Annotated in this window: 14 protein-coding genes; 3 read left to right on the top strand and 11 right to left on the bottom strand. The window is 63.7% G+C overall.

Translation table 11 applies throughout. From position 1 onward, the window contains the following. The first annotated feature begins 271 nt into the window (after positions 1–271). Positions 272–571 (top strand): hypothetical protein, encoded by a 300-nt coding sequence (locus tag ACGYLD_RS02045; RefSeq protein ID WP_271691451.1) that lies wholly within the window; start codon positions 272–274, stop codon positions 569–571. A 3-nt stretch (positions 572–574) separates the two neighbouring features. On the opposite strand, the gene ACGYLD_RS02040 is transcribed toward ACGYLD_RS02045, so the two are convergent. From ACGYLD_RS02040 to ACGYLD_RS01995, 10 genes are all read right to left on the bottom strand, one after another. Next, a complete protein-coding gene (locus ACGYLD_RS02040; RefSeq protein ID WP_271687125.1) occupies positions 575–1,348 on the bottom strand; it encodes an enoyl-CoA hydratase-related protein in 774 nt (257 codons plus the stop codon). A 67-nt stretch (positions 1,349–1,415) separates the two neighbouring features. Further along, positions 1,416–1,868 (bottom strand): cytochrome c-type biogenesis protein, encoded by a 453-nt coding sequence (locus ACGYLD_RS02035; RefSeq protein ID WP_271691453.1) that lies wholly within the window; start codon positions 1,866–1,868, stop codon positions 1,416–1,418. Further along, a complete protein-coding gene (locus ACGYLD_RS02030; RefSeq protein ID WP_271691455.1) occupies positions 1,865–3,829 on the bottom strand; it encodes a heme lyase CcmF/NrfE family subunit in 1,965 nt (654 codons plus the stop codon). Before ACGYLD_RS02030 ends, ACGYLD_RS02035 begins: the two co-directional genes overlap by 4 nt. A gap of 74 nt (positions 3,830–3,903) precedes the next feature. Beyond that, positions 3,904–4,479 carry a holin family protein gene (locus ACGYLD_RS02025; protein WP_394400870.1) on the bottom strand — a complete coding sequence of 192 codons (576 nt, stop codon included), beginning with the start codon at positions 4,477–4,479 and terminating at the stop codon, positions 3,904–3,906. Next, entirely contained in the window at positions 4,470–5,081 is a 612-nt protein-coding gene (locus ACGYLD_RS02020; protein ID WP_271691458.1) for a holin-associated N-acetylmuramidase, read from the bottom strand. The genes ACGYLD_RS02025 and ACGYLD_RS02020 overlap by 10 nt, the downstream gene beginning before the upstream one ends. Positions 5,082–5,162: 81 nt before the next feature. Beyond that, positions 5,163–5,606: a cytochrome c maturation protein CcmE gene (ccmE, locus tag ACGYLD_RS02015; protein ID WP_067260705.1), complete on the bottom strand. Its 444-nt coding sequence runs from the start codon at positions 5,604–5,606 to the stop codon at positions 5,163–5,165. Continuing rightward, positions 5,603–6,631 (bottom strand): N-acetyl-gamma-glutamyl-phosphate reductase, encoded by a 1,029-nt coding sequence (gene argC / locus ACGYLD_RS02010; protein WP_394400867.1) that lies wholly within the window; start codon positions 6,629–6,631, stop codon positions 5,603–5,605. The genes ccmE and argC overlap by 4 nt, the downstream gene beginning before the upstream one ends. 38 nt (positions 6,632–6,669) lie before the next feature. Beyond that, positions 6,670–7,479 carry a glutamate racemase gene (locus tag ACGYLD_RS02005; RefSeq protein WP_271691460.1) on the bottom strand — a complete coding sequence of 270 codons (810 nt, stop codon included), beginning with the start codon at positions 7,477–7,479 and terminating at the stop codon, positions 6,670–6,672. Between the two features lie 9 nt (positions 7,480–7,488). Continuing rightward, entirely contained in the window at positions 7,489–8,361 is an 873-nt protein-coding gene (locus tag ACGYLD_RS02000) for a lysophospholipid acyltransferase family protein (RefSeq protein ID WP_271691461.1), read from the bottom strand. Between the two features lie 57 nt (positions 8,362–8,418). Then, positions 8,419–11,835 carry an indolepyruvate ferredoxin oxidoreductase family protein gene (locus tag ACGYLD_RS01995; protein WP_394400864.1) on the bottom strand — a complete coding sequence of 1,139 codons (3,417 nt, stop codon included), beginning with the start codon at positions 11,833–11,835 and terminating at the stop codon, positions 8,419–8,421. Between the two features lie 169 nt (positions 11,836–12,004). Here ACGYLD_RS01995 and ACGYLD_RS01990 point away from each other — a divergent pair, with 169 nt between their 5' ends. Both ACGYLD_RS01990 and purL read left to right on the top strand, forming a co-directional pair. Further along, a complete protein-coding gene (locus tag ACGYLD_RS01990) occupies positions 12,005–12,916 on the top strand; it encodes a LysR family transcriptional regulator (RefSeq protein WP_209217657.1) in 912 nt (303 codons plus the stop codon). Between the two features lie 283 nt (positions 12,917–13,199). Then, complete coding sequence (gene purL, locus ACGYLD_RS01985) at positions 13,200–15,359, top strand: phosphoribosylformylglycinamidine synthase subunit PurL (RefSeq protein WP_271691463.1); 2,160 nt, start codon at positions 13,200–13,202, stop codon at positions 15,357–15,359. A 210-nt stretch (positions 15,360–15,569) separates the two neighbouring features. Here purL and ACGYLD_RS01980 read toward each other — a convergent pair whose 3' ends face one another. After that, positions 15,570–16,829 carry a VWA domain-containing protein gene (locus tag ACGYLD_RS01980; RefSeq protein WP_394400860.1) on the bottom strand — a complete coding sequence of 420 codons (1,260 nt, stop codon included), beginning with the start codon at positions 16,827–16,829 and terminating at the stop codon, positions 15,570–15,572. Positions 16,830–16,831: the final 2 nt, after the last annotated feature.

The following is a 16,831-nucleotide window of genomic DNA, read 5'->3' as shown; positions in this document are numbered from 1 at the left end:
GTGAATGTTTCCAAGCGTTTTGCCGGACGCGAAACACCGGAGCCGAAAATGTGGCCAAATTGCGGCACTGTTTCGCACCTCGTGACAATGCCCCCGCCCCGCTTGACGGGATTCCCCCCGCGGCGGTAGCCTCCCTTCACGATGTCTTTTCGGGGTGGGAAGGGCATCATTGCGGCACTGCCGAAGGGGTTCGCTCTTTCGCAGTCCGGCCGGCGTTCACCCCATTGTAGACGCCCAGCAGTACAGCCGGGCCGCGACGAGAGGATGCAGGATGACCGCAACGGACCGGACCAAAGGGCTTCGCTGGGACTGCGCCACCGGTCTGACGCCTGCGAAGGCCGAAGACGTCCCCGGCCCTCAGGGTGCGCTCGTCCCCGATACATTGCATGACTGCGACCAGATCGCCGTGGTCTATGACAAGGGCCAGACCCCGCCGCGCATCACCATCGCGCAGGTCTCGAACTCGGTCCATACGGTTTTGGCGGATGGCGTCGCTGTAGCGGTGGTGGCGCGGGCCAATGGCCCGGCGCCTTCGGCCAGCGATGTGCTGCTGGTTGAGCGAAGCTGCTAGCGCTCAGCGCCCCTGAAACTTGGGGCTCCGCTTTTGGGTAAAGGCCGTAACCCCCTCGGCGAAGTCCTGCGACTTGCCGCAGCGGCCCTGCGCTTGGGCCTCAAGCGAGAGTTGATCCTCAAGCCCATTGTCCCATGACGCGCGGATCGCCTTCTTGGCCTCGGCATAGGCAGCCGTGGGGCCGCCGGCCAATTGCGCGGCCTTGGCGCGCCAATGGGCATCGAATTCCGCATCCGGCACGGCCTGCCAGATCATCCCCCAATCATCTGCCTGACGGGCGGTGATCTTATCGGCGAAGAGGGCCGCCCCCATTGCCTTGGCCATGCCCATCTGCCGCGGCAACGCATAGGTGCCGCCCGCGTCGGGGATCAGGCCAATGCGGGTGAAAGCCTGCATGAAATAGGCGCTCTCGCTCGCAAAGACGACATCGGCGGCCAGTGCGATATTTGCCCCTGCCCCTGCCGCCGGGCCGTTCACGGCGGCGATGGTCGGCACCGGGCAGTTGATGATGGCGCGCAGCAGCGGCGCATATTCTTCGCGCAGCGTTTTCTCCAGATCGGCCACGCCGCCCGCCCGGTCGGCCAAGTCTTGGCCCGAGCAAAAGGCACGCCCCGCCCCCGTCAGGACCACGACCCGCGCCGCGCGCCCGCCCTCGGTCACCGCATGGGTCAGCTCTGCCCGCATCTGGGTGGTGAGCGCGTTCATCTTATCGGCGCGGTTCAGCGTGATCAGCGCGACATCGTCGGTCAGCGCATAGGTGATCGTTTCATAGTCCATCTTGCTATCCTCGATTGCTTGGCCGCAGCATATCAAAGCAATGTGCCGCTGCCAGTGCAACGGGGCGTCAGCGGTCGAGAATATCGCGCAGGCGGGCTTCTTCCTCTGCCGAGAGGGGCGCTTCGCTTGGGGTTTTGCTGCGGGCGCGGCCGCGCAGATAGATCACGCCCAGCCCCCCGGCCAGCAAGAGCATCAGCGGCCCCGCCCCCCAAAGCAACCAATTGGCCCCCGTCGCCTGCGGGTTCAGCAGGACATATTCACCGTATCGGTCGACGATGAATTCCACCGCCTCCTCATCGCTGTCGCCCGCCACCAGCCGCTCGCGCAGCAAGATGCGCAGATCACGCGCAAGGCTCGCGTTGCTCTCATCAATGCTTTCGTTCCGGCAAACGAGGCAGCGCAGACCTTGGCTCAACTCCCGCGCGCGGGCCTCCAATGCGGGGTCGTCCAGCATCTCATCAGGCTGCACCGCCCAGAGGGGGCTGGCGAGCAGAGTCAGGATCAGCAGCAGCCGTTTCATTCCGCAGGCACCCCCGCCGGTTGCTTGCGCGCACCCGCCGCGACCCGAAAGCGTCGGTCGCTGAGGCTCAGCACCCCGCCAAGCGCCATGAGCGCGCAGCCGATCCAAATCCAATTGGTCATCGGCTTGATATAGGTCCGCACCGCCCAACCGCCGCCGTCTTGCGCATCGCCGATCACCACATAGATGTCGCGCGCGAGGTTATAGTCGATCGCCGCCTCAGTCGTCGGCATCTGCGCCACGGGGTAGAACCGCTTTTCAGGCCGCAGGGTCGAGATCACCGTGCCGTCCTCCGCCAGCGTAATCTCGGCCATGCTGCTGAGGTAGTTCGGCCCCCGAACCTCGCTCACATCCCGCAGGGTCAGCGTGTAGCTGCCCACGTCAAAAGGCGCGTCGATCTGGGCCACGCGGATGTCATCCACGGCCCAAGCCATCAACCCCGCGATCCCGGCCATGGTGACGCCCAACCCGCCATGCGCGGTGGCCTTGCCCCAATCCGCACGCGGCAGGCGGCGCAAACGGCGTAGCTTGCCCGAGCCACGCCCAAGACGCTGCATCACATCCACCACGGTGCCCATCACCAGCCACGCCCCAAGGAACAGGCCCACAGGCCCCAGCAGGCCGCGCCCGGTCTGCATGGCAAAGGCCAGCCCCCCAAGCGCCAGCGCCAGCAGGAAGGCATAGCGCAACGGGTAGAGCGCGCGCATGATCTTGGCCCGTTTCCATGGCATCGCGCTGCCGATCGGCAGGATCAGCCCGAGCGCTACCATGAAAGGGGTAAACGCGGCGTTAAAGAACGGCGGCCCGACGCTGAGCTTCCGGTCGAGGAACATCTCAGCCACCAGCGGCCACATGGTGCCCACGAAGACCACGAAACAGGCCACTGCGAGCAGCAGGTTGTTCACCACCAGTGCCGTCTCTCGGCTCAGCAGGCCAAAGACGCCTTTCGCCTCCAGCGCCGAAGCGCGCAGCGAATAGAGCACCAGCGCCCCACCGGTAAAGACCCCCAGAATGGCCAGAATAAAGACCCCGCGCTCAGGGTCGTTGGCGAAGGCATGGACGGAAGTCAGCAGGCCAGAGCGCACGATGAAAGTTCCGATTAGCGAAAAGCCGAAGGCGAGGATGGCCAGCAGGATGGTCCAGCTTTTCAAGCTCTCGCGTTTCTCGACCACGATGGCGGAATGTAGGAGCGCCGCCGCCAAAAGCCAGGGCATGAAGCTCGCGTTCTCGACCGGATCCCAGAACCAGAAACCGCCCCAGCCAAGCTCATAATAGGCCCACCAAGACCCAAGTGCGATGCCGATGGTCAGAAACACCCAAGCCGCCAGTGTCCAAGGCCGCACCCACCGGCCCCAAGCCGCATCCACGCGCCCTTCGATCAGCGCCGCCACGGCAAAGCTAAAGGCCATGCTGAGCCCGACATAGCCGAGGTAGAGAAACGGCGGGTGGAAGGCCAAACCGGGGTCTTGCAAAAGCGGGTTCAGGTCTTGGCCGTCAAAGGGCGGCGTGCCCATGCGCAGAAAGGGGTTCGAGGTGAAAAGAATGAACGCCAGAAAGGCCACCCCAATCGCCGCCTGCACCGAGAGCACCCGCGCGCGCAGGCGCGGCGGCAGGTTGCCGCCAAACCACGCGGCCATCGCCCCGAAAAGCGCCACGATCAACACCCAAAGCAGCATCGACCCTTCGTGATTGCCCCATGTGCCGCTGATTTTATAGAGCATCGGCTTGGCGGAATGGCTGTTGGCCACGACCAGTTGCAGGCTGAAATCCGAGGTGACGAATGCCCACATCAGCGCGCCAAAGGACAGGGCGATCAGGATGAATTGCGCCGCCGCCGCCGGCTCGGCCACCGCCATCCAGCCTGCGCGGCCCCGCCACGCGCCCCACATCGGCACCACCATCTGTACAAGTGCCACGCCAAAGGCGAGCACAAGCGCGAAATGTCCAAGCTCTGTAATCATGGGCCGGACTATAGGGGGCCGAAGCCCCCTAAGCCATGGCAAATCAAACGTGAAAAACGGTCAATCGGTCGCAGTCAGCCCCGGCTGCGACGCCAGGCATCTAGGGCCGCATTCTCCGACGGCGCGACCGCAGCGAGGGCCAGACGGCTGTCGGCACCGGTGTCGGCCACCTGAGGGCTGTCGGCGCGCGTCTCGCGCAAGGCTTCGATATTCTCGACCACCTGCGGCACTCGCGCGATGGTGCCAACGATGGCACGCTGAAACTCCTGCGATTTCACCTGCTGCCGCGCGCCGAAATAGAAAGAGACGATCACCCCCAACAACCACCAAAGCGGCTCAGGCACCAAGGCGATGCCCTGCATCCGTTCGGCGAACCATAGCGGATTGACCATGGCGGTGACGAACAGGCCGAGCGTGCCGAGCGCCAGCATCGGGCGCGGCAGCCGGTTGACCCCATCCATGAAGCGGTCAAAGCCACCTTGCCGCGCTTGCGCGAACTCGGCCCCATATTGCGCCATGGCTTGGCCCTGCACCGCATGGGCGCGCTGCGCCCCGGCCTCGGCATTCTCGCGGAACACTTCGACCGTGTCGCGGATGACGTTCCGCTCACCGCCGAAGATTGTCGTGAAGATACGTTCGATCAGCCCCATTGTGCCACCCTCCGTGCGAAATCGGCGTCGCTCATGTGATACCGCGGCGAGATGAATTCTTCGGCCCTGCGTATCCACCCCCCCTTGCCGCCTGAGCGACTGCGGGCGTATTTCCGGCTGGCGGGGCGGCGGTCAGCAAGGCGGAAGTAATAGTTGCGCCGTGCGATGCCGTAGGCGTCGACCAGATGTTCGGGGGCGGCCTGCCATGCGGTATGCGCAGCGCGGATCGTCTGCGGCCCGATGGCTCCGTCAACCGCGACCTCCTGCCCCATCTCGCACAGCAGGCTTTGCAGGATTTTCACCGCGTTGCTGCCAGCGTTGACATACATGTCGAAAACGCTCGGCTGCAAAGGTGCGGGCAGTTCGGCGATGCGCGGCGCATTGAAGTAATGCCGGACAAAGATATCGACCGCCTGCGCGCGGCCAAGGCGGCGCACATCCGCCACATCGACCGCCCCATCGCCGGTCAGGTCCATCCCCAAGCGGCGCATGGTGTGGATCGTGACCCCGTATTTCGTCGCCCCGCCGGGGTCATCGGGGTCATTCACAAAGCCGCCCTCGCGGGCGACGATGGCGCTGGCGATCTCACGCACGGACTGCATCGCGGCTCTCCTGTTTTGCATGCAAACAGGCTCCGCCGGATTGGTTAACCGATGCTCACGCCCCCGCGCGTTGCGCAGCGGTCAGCCCTCAGATTCGCGATAAACGCCCTGCTCTTTCAGCGCGTCCGTCACTTCCTTAGGCATGTAGGTCTCATCATGCTTTGCAAGGATTTCAGTGGCTTCGAACACGCCGCCGACATAGCTGCCGGTGCCGACCATGCCTTGGTTCTCTTCAAAGAGATCCGGCAAAACGCCGGTGAAAACCACCGGGACAGAGGCCCCGCCATCGGTCACGGCAAAGCTTATCTGCTCCCCCTGCCCGCGCTTGAGCGACCCTTCCTCGACCAGCCCGCCGATCCGGAACACCTCTGTCGGGCCGGGCGGCTCGGCGATGACTTGGCTCGGGGCGCGGAAATAGTTGATCCCGTCACGCAGCGCATAGCCGATCAGTGCGGTCGACAGGACCAAGGCCACCGCCGCCACGGCGATGATCTGGATCCGGCGCTGTTTTTTGAGGCTCTTCATGGGAAAAGCGGGGCCATCATCAGCCCCTCGGTTTCCGGCAGACCCAGCATCAGGTTCGCGTTTTGCAAGGCTTGCCCGCTGGAGCCTTTGGTCAGGTTATCGAGCGCCGCGACCACCGTTGACCGCCCAGTCTGACGGTCTGCCACCACGCCGATATGACAGAAGTTCGAGCCGCGCACATGCCGCGTGCTGGGCGCTTCGCCGAGAGGCAGCACCTCGATAAAGGGTTCATCGGCATAGGCTTTTTGCATTGTCTCATAGATCGCCTGCGCATCACCTTTGACATAGCAGGTCGCCAGAATGCCGCGGTTCGCAGGCACCAGATGCGGGGTGAACTGCACCTGCACGGGCCGCCCGGCGAGGGCCGAGAACTCCTGATCGAACTCCCCCAGATGCCGATGCGTACTGCCAAGCGCATAGCCGTGATAGCCCTCGCTCAACTCCGCATGAAGCAGGTTTTCCTTCAACGACCGCCCCGCGCCGGAAACGGCGCATTTCAGGTCCAAAATGATATCATCCAAGGCAATCACCCCCGCCGCGATCAGCGGGCGCAGGGCAAACTGCCCCGTGGCCGCATTGCAGCCCGTCCCCGCCACCAGCCGCGCGGCGGCTATCTCTTGACGGTAGAATTCGGTGAGGCCGTAGACCGCCTCTTTCTGCTGCTCAAGGGCAGCATGTTCATTGCCGTACCACTTGGCATAATCCTCAGGGTCGCGCAGGCGGAAGTCGGCGGAAAGGTCGACGATCTTCAGATCTTTCGGCAGCGCCGCGATCACCTCTTGGCTGGTCTTATGGGGCAATGCGCAAAAGCACAGGTCAATCTGGGAAAAGTCGATTTCATCAATCGTGACCAATGTGGGCAGATCGAGATGGCGCAGATGCGGAAAGACCTCGGCCATGGTCTGGCCCGCTTTGGAATTTGCGCCCAAAGCCTTGATCTGCATAGAAGAATGGCCAGCGATCAGCCGGATGAGTTCTGCCCCGGTATAGCCGGAGGCGCCAAGAATGGCGATGTTCTGGGTCATGGTCTGTCCCCTTGTTCGGAACGAAATGTAATTGGAGTTCAGGCGGCGGTGAATGTGATCTGTCGTCGCAGGAACTGCGTCGCGCGGTCGCTTACCCGGGCGGGATCACCGGTGGTGAGAAAAGCCGCCTCACCCGTGCCTGTCATATCGGGATGCCGCTCAAGGTAATCGGCCAAGGAATCGGCCACCAATTCGGCCTGACTGAAGACTTTGACCTGCCCGCCCAAAGCCGCCTGAAAGGCCTCCTGCATCAGCGGGTAATGGGTGCAGCCAAGGATCGCCGCATCGGGGTTGGGCATCTTGCGTTTCAGCGCGTCGACATGGCTGCGCACCAGCGCTTCGGCAAGGATCATGTCGCCTTCTTCGATGGCATCGACAACCCCGCCGCAGGCCTGCGCCTCAACATCCACACCGATGGCGCGGAAAGACAGTTCACGCTGAAACGCGCGGCTTGCCACCGTGGCAGGCGTGGCGAAGAGCGCCACATGGTTGACGGCCACCTCGCGGGGCGGAGAGTTGTCGCCCCATTGCCGCTCGGTCATCGCTTCGATCAGGGGCACGAAAACGCCCAGCACCCGCTTGTCGCGCGGGATCCACCCCTCTTGCATCCGGCGCAGCGCGGCGGCAGAGGCGGTGTTGCAGGCAAGGATCACCAGATCGCAGCCCGCATCGAAAAGCCGCTGCACGGCGGCGCAGGTCAGCTCATAGATATCATCGGCGTTGCGCACGCCATAGGGCGCATGGGCGCTGTCGGCGAGATAGACGAAATCCACCTCCGGCAGCCGTTCTTGCACCTTGTTCCAGACGGTCAGCCCGCCTAGCCCCGAATCGAAAATACCAACTGCCATGGTCTGTCGTCACCTGTCGGCTCTATGCCGTTCCTCAAACTCGTAACCGAGGCCCAGATATTGGCTCGGCTTTGGTGACAACTCATAGGTGGCTTTGCGCAGGAAATCCATCATCGCTTTTGCGTCCCCTGCCAGAGGGTCAAGCATGGCGCGCGGGATCGGGTCGCCGATGGCCACGCGCACGGGCGTATCGACACGTGCGCGGAACTCTTTGATCAGCAGCCCCATGCGCAGGTTTGCGTGCAGGTGACTGGCGATCTGGAACAAGCGGCTGGTGTGACCGTCAAAGTAGATCGGCACCACCGTGGCGTCAGACTTGGCGATCATCCGCGCCGTGAAGCTGCGCCAGCCGGGGTCCAACGGCTGCGAAAAGGGCCGCGCGGCGGTGCTGACGGTGCCCCCGGGAAAGATGCCAATCGCCCCGCCCTGCGCCAGATAGTTTAACGCGGTCCGGCGGGTGGCGAGGTTGAGCGCCAGTGCGGCGCGGTCTTCGGCAAAGCTGATGGGCAGCAGGTGATGCGCCAGATCCGGCGCTTGGCTAAAGACCGCATTGGCCATGATGCGAAAATCGCCGCGCGTCTGGCTCAGGATATGGCCCAGCATCAGCCCATCCAGAATGCCGTAGGGGTGATTGGCGATCAGAATGACCGGCCCCCGCGTCGGGATATCCGCCAAAGCGCCGCGCATCACGTCCAGCGTCAAACCACAGCGCTGCACCATCGCATCGAAAAATCCCAGCCCTGCGGCCAGATCGTCTTCATAGCCTTCGGCCCGTTTCAGCAAGGACACGCGCCCGGTAGTGTTTTCCATCAATCGAATGAGCGCCCTCCCGCCCCGGGTTCGGGCGGAATGGGCATAGCTTATGTCACGGGCGTAGGTCACATCTCGGCCTCAGGATCGTCTAGGCGGACACTTTAAGGCAAAGATGTAACAGCGGTATTACTCCGCCGCCTTGGCCGTGGCCGTGCCGCCTGCGCGGATCACCGCCAGCAGTTCTTCGCGCCGTTTCGCGGCCTTCGCCTCATTGGCCTGTTTGACCGGTCCGAAACCGCGGATTTGCAGCGGCAGTTCGGCCAGCGCCACGATGGCGTCGCGGGTCTGGTCGGTCAGCTTTGGCAGCACCTCGGCCATATCGGCCTCATATTGCTTGATCAACGCACGCTCCATCTTGCGCTCGGCGGTATAGCCGAAGGGATCGAGCGGCGTGCCGCGCAGCCCTTTGAACTTCGCCATGACCCGCAGCGGCCCTTCCAGCCACTGGCCGAACTCACGCTTCTGCGGACGGCCATTCGGCCCCATCTTCGAGATCAGCGGAGGCGCCATGTGGAAGGTCATGTTGAAGTCGCCATCGAACTGCGCGCGTGCCTTGTCGCGGCTGGTGATCAGCAGGCGGGCGACCTCGTATTCGTCCTTGTACCTCAGGAGTTTATGATACCCCAAGGCCACCGCCGCCTTGACGTCACGATCCTCGATACCGTCGAGCATCTTGGTATAGCGTTTGGCCAAGCCCTTGCCCTGATAGTCGGTCAGGTGGTTCTCACGGAAGGCGATCTTTTCCCCCAGCGATTTGGGCAGTTCGACCACGTTATCGGGCTGGCTCACCTTCCGCGCGTCCTCAGGGTAGAGCACGGCCCAGCGACCGATCTCGAAGGCCCGTTTGTTGCGCTCCACCGCCGCGCCGTTCATCTCGATCGCCTGCATCAGGCTCTCGAACGTCAGCGGCAGCAGGCCACGCTGCCACGCGGCACCGAAGATCATCATGTTGGAAAAGATCGAGTCGCCCAAAGTCGCCTTAGCGAGATCCGAGGCGTCGAACATCGCCACGTCATCCTTCAGCCGCGCCTCAAGCGCGAGGCTCAGCCGGTCATAGGGCATCTGGAACTCAGTATCGCGGGTGAAGTCCCCGGTGATGATCTGGTGCGAGTTCACCACCGCCCCGGTCTGGCCCGCACGGGTCAGACCCAGCGTCTTGTGGCCGGCAGAGACCACCAGATCGCCGCCGATGAGGGCATGTGCCTCGCCAGTGGCCACGCGGATCGCGCTGATGTCTTCGGGGCGTTCGGCCAGACGGCAGTGGATATGCACCGCACCGCCCTTCTGGGCGAGGCCCGCCATCTCCATCATGCCCGCGCCCTTGCCGTCAAGCTGTGCCGCCTGCGCCAGCAGCGCGCCGATGGTCACGACGCCGGTGCCGCCGACGCCCGTGATGACGACGTTATGGGTGCCGTCGATCTTGGGCAGGTCGGGCATCGGCAGGTCGGGAATGCTGAGATCGGTAGTCGGATCTTTGCGGATCTTGGCGCCTTCCAGCGTCACGAAAGAGGGGCAGAACCCGTCGAGGCAGGAGAAATCCTTGTTGCACTGCGACTGGTCGATGGCGCGCTTGCGGCCCAGTTCGGTCTCGTTCGGCACCACGGCCACGCAGTTCGACTGCACGCCGCAATCGCCGCAGCCCTCGCAGACGTCCTCGTTGATGAAGACGCGCTTGTCGGGGTCCGGGAACAGCCCGCGCTTGCGGCGGCGGCGCTTTTCGGCGGCGCAGGTCTGGATGTAGACGATGGCCGACACGCCCTTGTGCTCGCGGTAGGCCTTTTGCACGTTCGGCATTTCGGCACGTTCGTGGATTTCGACACCCTTGAAGCGTGACAGGTCCACGTCTTCCTTCTGGTCGTAGACAACCGCGACGTTCTTCACGCCCATCGCCTTCAACTCTTCGACGATGCGGTAGGCGTCAAGGTCGCCTTCGTTGTGCTGCCCGCCGGTCATGGCAACCGCATCGTTGTAGAGAATCTTGTAGGTGATGTTCGTCCCCGCCGCGATGGCCGCCCGGATGGCTAGCACGCCGGAGTGGTTATAGGTGCCGTCGCCGAGGTTCTGGAACACATGCTCGGTATTCGAGAACGGCGCCTCCCCGATCCAGTTCGCGCCCTCGCCACCCATATGGGTGAAGCCCGTCGTCTCGCGGTCCATCCATTGCACCATGTAGTGACAGCCAATGCCCGCATAGGCGCGGGATCCCACGGGCACCTTGGTCGAGGAGTTATGCGGGCAGCCTGCGCAGTAATACGGCAGGCGTGCGGCGATATCCTCGGCATTGTCCGAGCGGCGCGCTTCGTTGAGCGCCTCAAGGCCTGCGCGAATGCCATCGGTTTCGCGGCCTTCCTCCAAGAGGATGCCGCCGATCTTTTCGGCGATCAGGATGGGGTCGAGCGCGCCGCGGGTCGGGAACAGCTCTTCGCCATGTTCCATCCCCGCACCACCCTTGTGCCAGCCGTAGACCCGGCGGTGCGTGTCGTTGAACAGCGCTTCCTTGATCTGCACCTCGATCAGCTTGCGCTTCTCTTCGACCACGACCACCAGATCGAGGCCATCGGCCCAATCATGGAAGCCCTGCATGTCGAGCGGGAAGGTCTGGCCGATCTTGTAGGTGGTGATGCCAAGGCGCTCGGCCTCGTTCGCATCGATGTTCAGCAGGTTCAGCGCATGCACGAGGTCGAGCCAGTTCTTGCCAGCAGCGGCGAAGCCGATCTTGGCCCCGCGTTTGCCCCAGACCCGCTTGTCCATCTTGTTGGCATGAGAGAACGCCTCAGCCGCGAAGCGCTTGTAGTCGATCATCCGCGCCTCTTGCAGGTGCGGCGTGTCGTTCAGACGGATGTTGAGCCCGCCTTCCGGCATGTCGAACTCCGGGATGACCAGCTTCATGCGGTTCGGATTGCCGTCGACCACGCTGGTGGCCTCAACGGTGTCTTTCATGGTCTTCAGCCCGACCCAGAGGCCCGAGAAGCGGCTCAGCGCCCAACCATAGATGCCGTAGTCGAGAATTTCCTGCACGCCGGCGGGCGAGACCACGGGCATATAGGCATCGACCATCGCCCATTCCGACTGGTGCAATACGGTAGAGGATTCGCCGGTATGGTCGTCGCCCATGGCCATCAGCACGCCACCATGGGGCGAGGTGCCCGCCATGTTGGCATGGCGCATCACGTCGCCGGTGCGGTCCACACCCGGCCCCTTGCCGTACCACAGGCCGAAGACGCCGTCGTATTTACCCTCTCCGCGCAGTTCGGCCTGCTGGCTGCCCCAAAGCATGGTCGCCGCGAGGTCTTCGTTCAGACCCGGCTCGAAACGCACGTTGTAGTCGGTCAGGAACTTCTGTGCGCGCTGCATCTGCAGATCCACGCCCCCCAGCGGGCTGCCGCGGTAGCCGGTCACATAGCCCGCGGTATTGAGCCCCGCCGCCCGGTCGCGCGCCGATTGCATCATCATCAGGCGCACAAGCGCCTGCGTGCCGTTCAGCAGCACCGGGCTCTTGTCGAGGTCGAAACGGTCGTTGAGTGAAATCTTTTGCGTCGTCATGGCGGGCCCTCCCTAGCACGTCAGTCTTGCATGATTGCCCGGATTATAGGTCACAGTTGCTGACCTGTATAGCAGTTATTCCGCAACGGCGGTCCCGCAGGCGACGGTTTGTGCTGTTTTCTCCCGGCTATTAAGGTAGGAGAAAGGCTGGGCAAGGAAAGTACGGGCCATGGATTGGGACAAACTCAGAATTTTTCACGCCGTGGCCGATGCGGGGTCGCTGACCCATGCGGGGGACAAGCTCAACCTGTCGCAATCCGCCGTCAGCCGACAGATTCGCGGGCTGGAAGAGCAGCTTAACACCAACCTCTTTCACCGGCATGCGCGCGGGCTGATCCTGACCGAACAAGGCGAGCTTTTGTTCGACGCAACCTCCGCCATGGCCAAACGCCTCGACGCCGCCGCGGCGCGCATCCGCGACAGCGAAGAAGAGGTTTTTGGCGAGCTGCGCGTCACGACGACGACCGGCTTCGGCACCCTCTGGCTGGCCCCGCGTCTGCCCAAACTCTACGAGCAATATCCCGACCTCAAAGTCGACCTGATGCTCGAAGAACGCGTGCTCGACCTGCCGATGCGCGAGGCCGACGTGGCGATCCGCATGAAGGAACCGAGCCAGGCCGATCTGGTCCGCAAACGGCTGATGTCGGTGCGCATGGGCCTCTACGCCAGCCCGGAGTACCTCGAAAAACACGGCACGCCTGAACGTATGGAGGATATGACCGATCATCGGTTGATCTGTCAGAACACCGACAGCGATCAGGTCGGCGCGGGACTGCAACTCGTCAAAGAGCTAATGATGTACGACCTGCGCTCGCTTTTGACGGTGAACAACTATTTCGGCGTGCTCCAAGGCGTGGTGCACCACCTTGGCCTCGGCGTGCTGCCCAACTACCTAATCCAAGACTTCCCCCATATCGTGCAGGTCATGCCCGATATCGAATCCGCCGAGGTGCCGGTCTACCTCGCCTATCCAGAAGAGCTGCGCCAATCCAAACGCGTCGCCGCCTTCAAGGATTTCGTTCAAGAAGAGATCATTACCTACCGCAAGCAATGGCGCGAACGGGTGGAGGGCGAAGGCTGAACCGCAGCCCATGGCCAGCCATGCAATAGGTGCATATCGGCCATGATGACTTGCCATGTTAATTAGCCTTGATTTGAGCAGCCCTGCCTCCTATTTCACCATCATGAAGATTGACAGCCTGAGGGCGCGTCGCTTCATACCTCCCTGTTGGACTTGGCCGAGCTTTTAGCTCGGCCTTTTTTTTGGCCCATCGCCTTCTTTCAGCCCGCAGGCGGCCAAAGCCACTTCCCCCCCGGCACTTCCCCTTGTATGAGGGCGCAAACGCGCCAGCCGGGGAATTTCCATGCAAGATCCAGCCATCACGCCCGACCTTATCGCCAGCCACGGGTTCACCCCCGAGGAATACGCCGAGGTCGTCAACATCCTCGGGCGCGAGCCGAACTACACCGAGATGGGCATTTTCTCGGCCATGTGGAACGAGCACTGCTCCTATAAATCCTCCAAGAAATGGCTCCGCACTTTGCCCACCGACGGCCCCCAAGTGATCTGCGGCCCCGGCGAGAACGCGGGCGTGGTCGACATCGGCGATGGCCAAGCGCTGGTCTTCAAGATGGAAAGCCACAACCACCCCTCCTACATCGAACCCTACCAAGGTGCGGCCACGGGCGTCGGCGGCATCCTGCGCGATGTCTTCACCATGGGCGCGCGCCCGATCGCCGCGATGAACGCGCTGAGCTTCGGCCGCCCCGACCACCCCAAGACACGCCAGCTTGTGCACGGCGTTGTCGAAGGCGTCGGCGGCTATGGCAACTGTTTCGGCGTGCCGACCGTTGGTGGCGAAGTGCGTTTCGACAAAGCCTATGACGGCAACTGCTTGGTCAACGCTTTCGCGGCGGGCCTCGCGGATGCGGACAAAATCTTCTACTCCGCCGCCTCCGGTGTCGGCATGCCGGTGGTCTACCTCGGTGCCAAAACAGGCCGCGACGGTGTCGGCGGTGCGACCATGGCCAGCGCCGAATTCGATGACACCATCGAAGAGAAACGCCCCACCGTTCAAGTCGGCGACCCCTTCACCGAAAAGCGCCTGATGGAAGCCACGCTTGAGCTGATGGCCACCGGCGCCGTGATTTCGATCCAAGACATGGGCGCTGCGGGCCTGACCTGCTCTGCCGTGGAAATGGGCGACAAAGGCGGCCTCGGCGTGCGTCTCGACCTTGAAAAGGTCCCGACGCGCGAGCCGCATATGACCGCCTATGAAATGATGCTCAGCGAAAGCCAAGAGCGCATGCTCATGGTGTTGCGCCCCGAGCTTGAGGCCGAGGCCAAAGCCGTCTTCGACAAATGGGACCTCGACTTCGCCATCGTGGGCGAAACCCTCCCCGAAGACCGCTTCCTCATCTGTCTCGATGGTGAGGTCAAAGCCGACCTGCCGCTGTCGAAACTCGCCTCCACCGCGCCCGAATACGACCGCCCTTGGGAGGAAACACCCGCCGCCGCCGCGCTGACCGATGCGCCCAGCATCGACCCGATCGAAGGTCTGCGCGCCCTGATCGGCTCCGTGAACCACGCCTCGAAAGACTGGGTTTACGAACAGTACGACACGATGGTCATGGGCGACACGGTCCGCCTGCCCGGCCTCGGCGCGGGCATCGTGCGGGTGCATGGCACCGACAAGGCGCTGGCCTTCACCTCCGACGTGACCCCGCGCTACGTCAAGGCCAACCCCACCGAAGGCGGCAAACAGGCCGTCGCCGAAGCCTATCGGAACCTCTGCGCCGTGGGCGCCAAACCCTTGGCCACCACCGACAACCTCAACTTCGGCAACCCCGAAAAGCCCGAGATCATGGGCCAATTCGTCGGCGCCATCAAAGGCATCGGCGAGGCCGTGGGCGCGCTCGACATGCCCATCGTGTCCGGCAACGTCTCGCTCTATAACGAGACCGACGGCAAGGGCATCCTGCCCACGCCCACCATCGGCGCGGTCGGCCTGATCGACAGCCTCGACCAAGTCATCAGCAACCAATTGCGCGACGGCCATGTGGCCCTGCTGATCGGCGCGACTGGCAGCCACCTCGGCCAATCCGCCCTCCTCGCCGAAGCCTTCGACCGGGCCGAGGGCGACGCCCCCCATGTCGACCTCGCCACCGAACGCCGCCACGGCGAATTCATCCGCGCCCAAGCCAGCCAAATCTCCGCTTGCACCGACCTCGGCGACGGCGGCCTCGCCCTCGCGGCCTTCGAACTGGCCGAAACCGCAGGCATCGGCGTCGAGATCGAAAGCGATGACACCGCGACCCTCTTTGGCGAAGACCAAGCCCGCTACCTCGTCGCCTGCACCGCTGAAGCCGCGGAAACCCTGATCACCGCGGGCAAGGAAGCGGGCGTAGCGGTCACCGCCGTCGGCGCCTTTGGCGGCGACAAGATCAGCTTCGGCAATACCTCCGCGCCCCTGTCGGACCTGCGCGAGGTCTACCGGACCACTTTCGCCCAGACCTTCGCCTGAACCTCTGGTTTCGGAGCCGCCCTTGCTTGAGACCAAACGGTCGCGCGCAGGGCGGCGGGACAAGCTAAATCGCCGAGGGGCCCCTTCAGGGGATACGGCTATTTCGCTTGAACCGACGACAGGCGGGTGACAGGCCGGGATCAATCAAGGGTGGCTGCGAAACCTTCTGGTTTTGGAGAGACCCGCAGCCTGCTTCCCTCACCTCACCGCCTAAACCTCTGCGTTCAACCCCGCCAACATCCGCGCTTTTTCCCCCAGATCATCGGGACGCGAGATCGCCTCGGCCAGCGCTTCCAGCGACGCAATCGAATGCCCCGCGCGAAAACTGTCGACATGGGGCAGCATCGCGCGGATGCCCGCCGCTTTGGGCGCGAAACCGTCCCAGCGAAGCAGCGGGTTCAGCCAGATCACCCGCCGCGCGGTCAGATGTAGCCGCTGCATCTGCCGCGCCAGTTCCGCCGGATCGTCCCGGTCCAGCCCGTCGGTGATCAAGAGCACCACCGCGCCCTGCCCCATGACGCGGCGCGACCAGTCGCGGTTGAAGGCTGCCAGTGCCGCGCCGATCCGCGTGCCGCCCTCCCAGTCCTGCGCCTGCGCCCCCGCCGCCGCGAGGGCCGCGTCCACATCGCGGGTCGCGAGATGACGCGTGATATTGGTCAACCGGGTGCCAAAGGTAAAACCATGCACCTGCGACCAGCCTTCGCCCTTGCGATTGGCCACCGCGTGCAGGAAATGCAGGATCACTCGGCTGTATTGGCTCATCGACCCGGAAATATCGCACAGCACGACGAGGTTCGGATAGCGCGCGCGCGGTGTCTTCCGATAAAGCCGGTCCGCCTCTCCACCCCGCCGCAGCGCTGCTTTCATCGTGCGCGCCACGTCGATCCGCCCCCGCGCCGCCGCCACATTGTGGCGGCTTGGCATCGGCGGCACCGGCAGGTCGAGCTTGGCCAACATCCGTTTCGCCTCGGCCATTTCCGCGAGGCTCATCTGTTCGAAATCTAATGTCCGCAACCGTTCCCGCGCGGACATGTTCAGGCTTGCATCCACCTCGACGAGGGTCTCCTCGGGCTGAGGCGCGTCCTCCCGCTCCGGCGCCTCGGCCCCGTCCAACAGGGCCTCTGCCGCGCGTTTCTCGGCGGGCGTGGCGGGGCGATCCTCTTGCACGCCGCGGATCGCGGGCAGCATCGCGGCCATCATATGCTCCAAATACCGCGGGTCACGCCAATAGAGCCGGAATATCTGCGCAAAGACCCGCGCCTGTTCGGGGCGGCTTACGAAACAGGCGTGGAGCGTCCAATAGAAATCGCGGCGGCTGGTGAAGCCCACGGCAGCGACGGCCTCCACCGCCTCTACCACCCGCCCCGGCCCGATTGACAGCCCCGCCCGGCGCAGGGCGCGGGCGAAATGGGTGATATTCCCCGCAAGCTTGGGGTCCTCGGGCAGGTCCAAAGGCAGGTCTTCGGCCATCG

The sequence above is a fragment of the Sulfitobacter sp. 1A12056 genome, from assembly GCF_043558125.1.
In the GTDB taxonomy this organism is placed as follows: domain Bacteria; phylum Pseudomonadota; class Alphaproteobacteria; order Rhodobacterales; family Rhodobacteraceae; genus Sulfitobacter; species Sulfitobacter faviae.
This window is presented reverse-complemented; position numbering and strand designations above follow the sequence as displayed.

Bases quoted from the DNA above. Each gene is read 5' to 3' on its own strand.
- ACGYLD_RS01995 (WP_394400864.1), bottom strand. From the start codon at position 11,835: ATGACGACGCAAAAGATTTCACTCAACGACCGTTTCGACCTCGACAAG.
- purL (WP_271691463.1), top strand. From the start codon at position 13,200: ATGCAAGATCCAGCCATCACGCCCGACCTTATCGCCAGCCACGGGTTC.
- ACGYLD_RS02005 (WP_271691460.1), bottom strand. From the start codon at position 7,479: ATGGCAGTTGGTATTTTCGATTCGGGGCTAGGCGGGCTGACCGTCTGG.
- argC (WP_394400867.1), bottom strand. From the start codon at position 6,631: ATGACCCAGAACATCGCCATTCTTGGCGCCTCCGGCTATACCGGGGCA.
- ACGYLD_RS02045 (WP_271691451.1), top strand. From the start codon at position 272: ATGACCGCAACGGACCGGACCAAAGGGCTTCGCTGGGACTGCGCCACC.
- ACGYLD_RS02040 (WP_271687125.1), bottom strand. From the start codon at position 1,348: ATGGACTATGAAACGATCACCTATGCGCTGACCGACGATGTCGCGCTG.
- ACGYLD_RS01990 (WP_209217657.1), top strand. From the start codon at position 12,005: ATGGATTGGGACAAACTCAGAATTTTTCACGCCGTGGCCGATGCGGGG.
- ACGYLD_RS01980 (WP_394400860.1), bottom strand. From the start codon at position 16,829: ATGGCCGAAGACCTGCCTTTGGACCTGCCCGAGGACCCCAAGCTTGCG.
- ACGYLD_RS02035 (WP_271691453.1), bottom strand. From the start codon at position 1,868: ATGAAACGGCTGCTGCTGATCCTGACTCTGCTCGCCAGCCCCCTCTGG.
- ACGYLD_RS02020 (WP_271691458.1), bottom strand. From the start codon at position 5,081: ATGCAGTCCGTGCGTGAGATCGCCAGCGCCATCGTCGCCCGCGAGGGC.
- ACGYLD_RS02025 (WP_394400870.1), bottom strand. From the start codon at position 4,479: ATGGGGCTGATCGAACGTATCTTCACGACAATCTTCGGCGGTGAGCGG.
- ccmE (WP_067260705.1), bottom strand. From the start codon at position 5,606: ATGAAGAGCCTCAAAAAACAGCGCCGGATCCAGATCATCGCCGTGGCG.
- ACGYLD_RS02030 (WP_271691455.1), bottom strand. From the start codon at position 3,829: ATGATTACAGAGCTTGGACATTTCGCGCTTGTGCTCGCCTTTGGCGTG.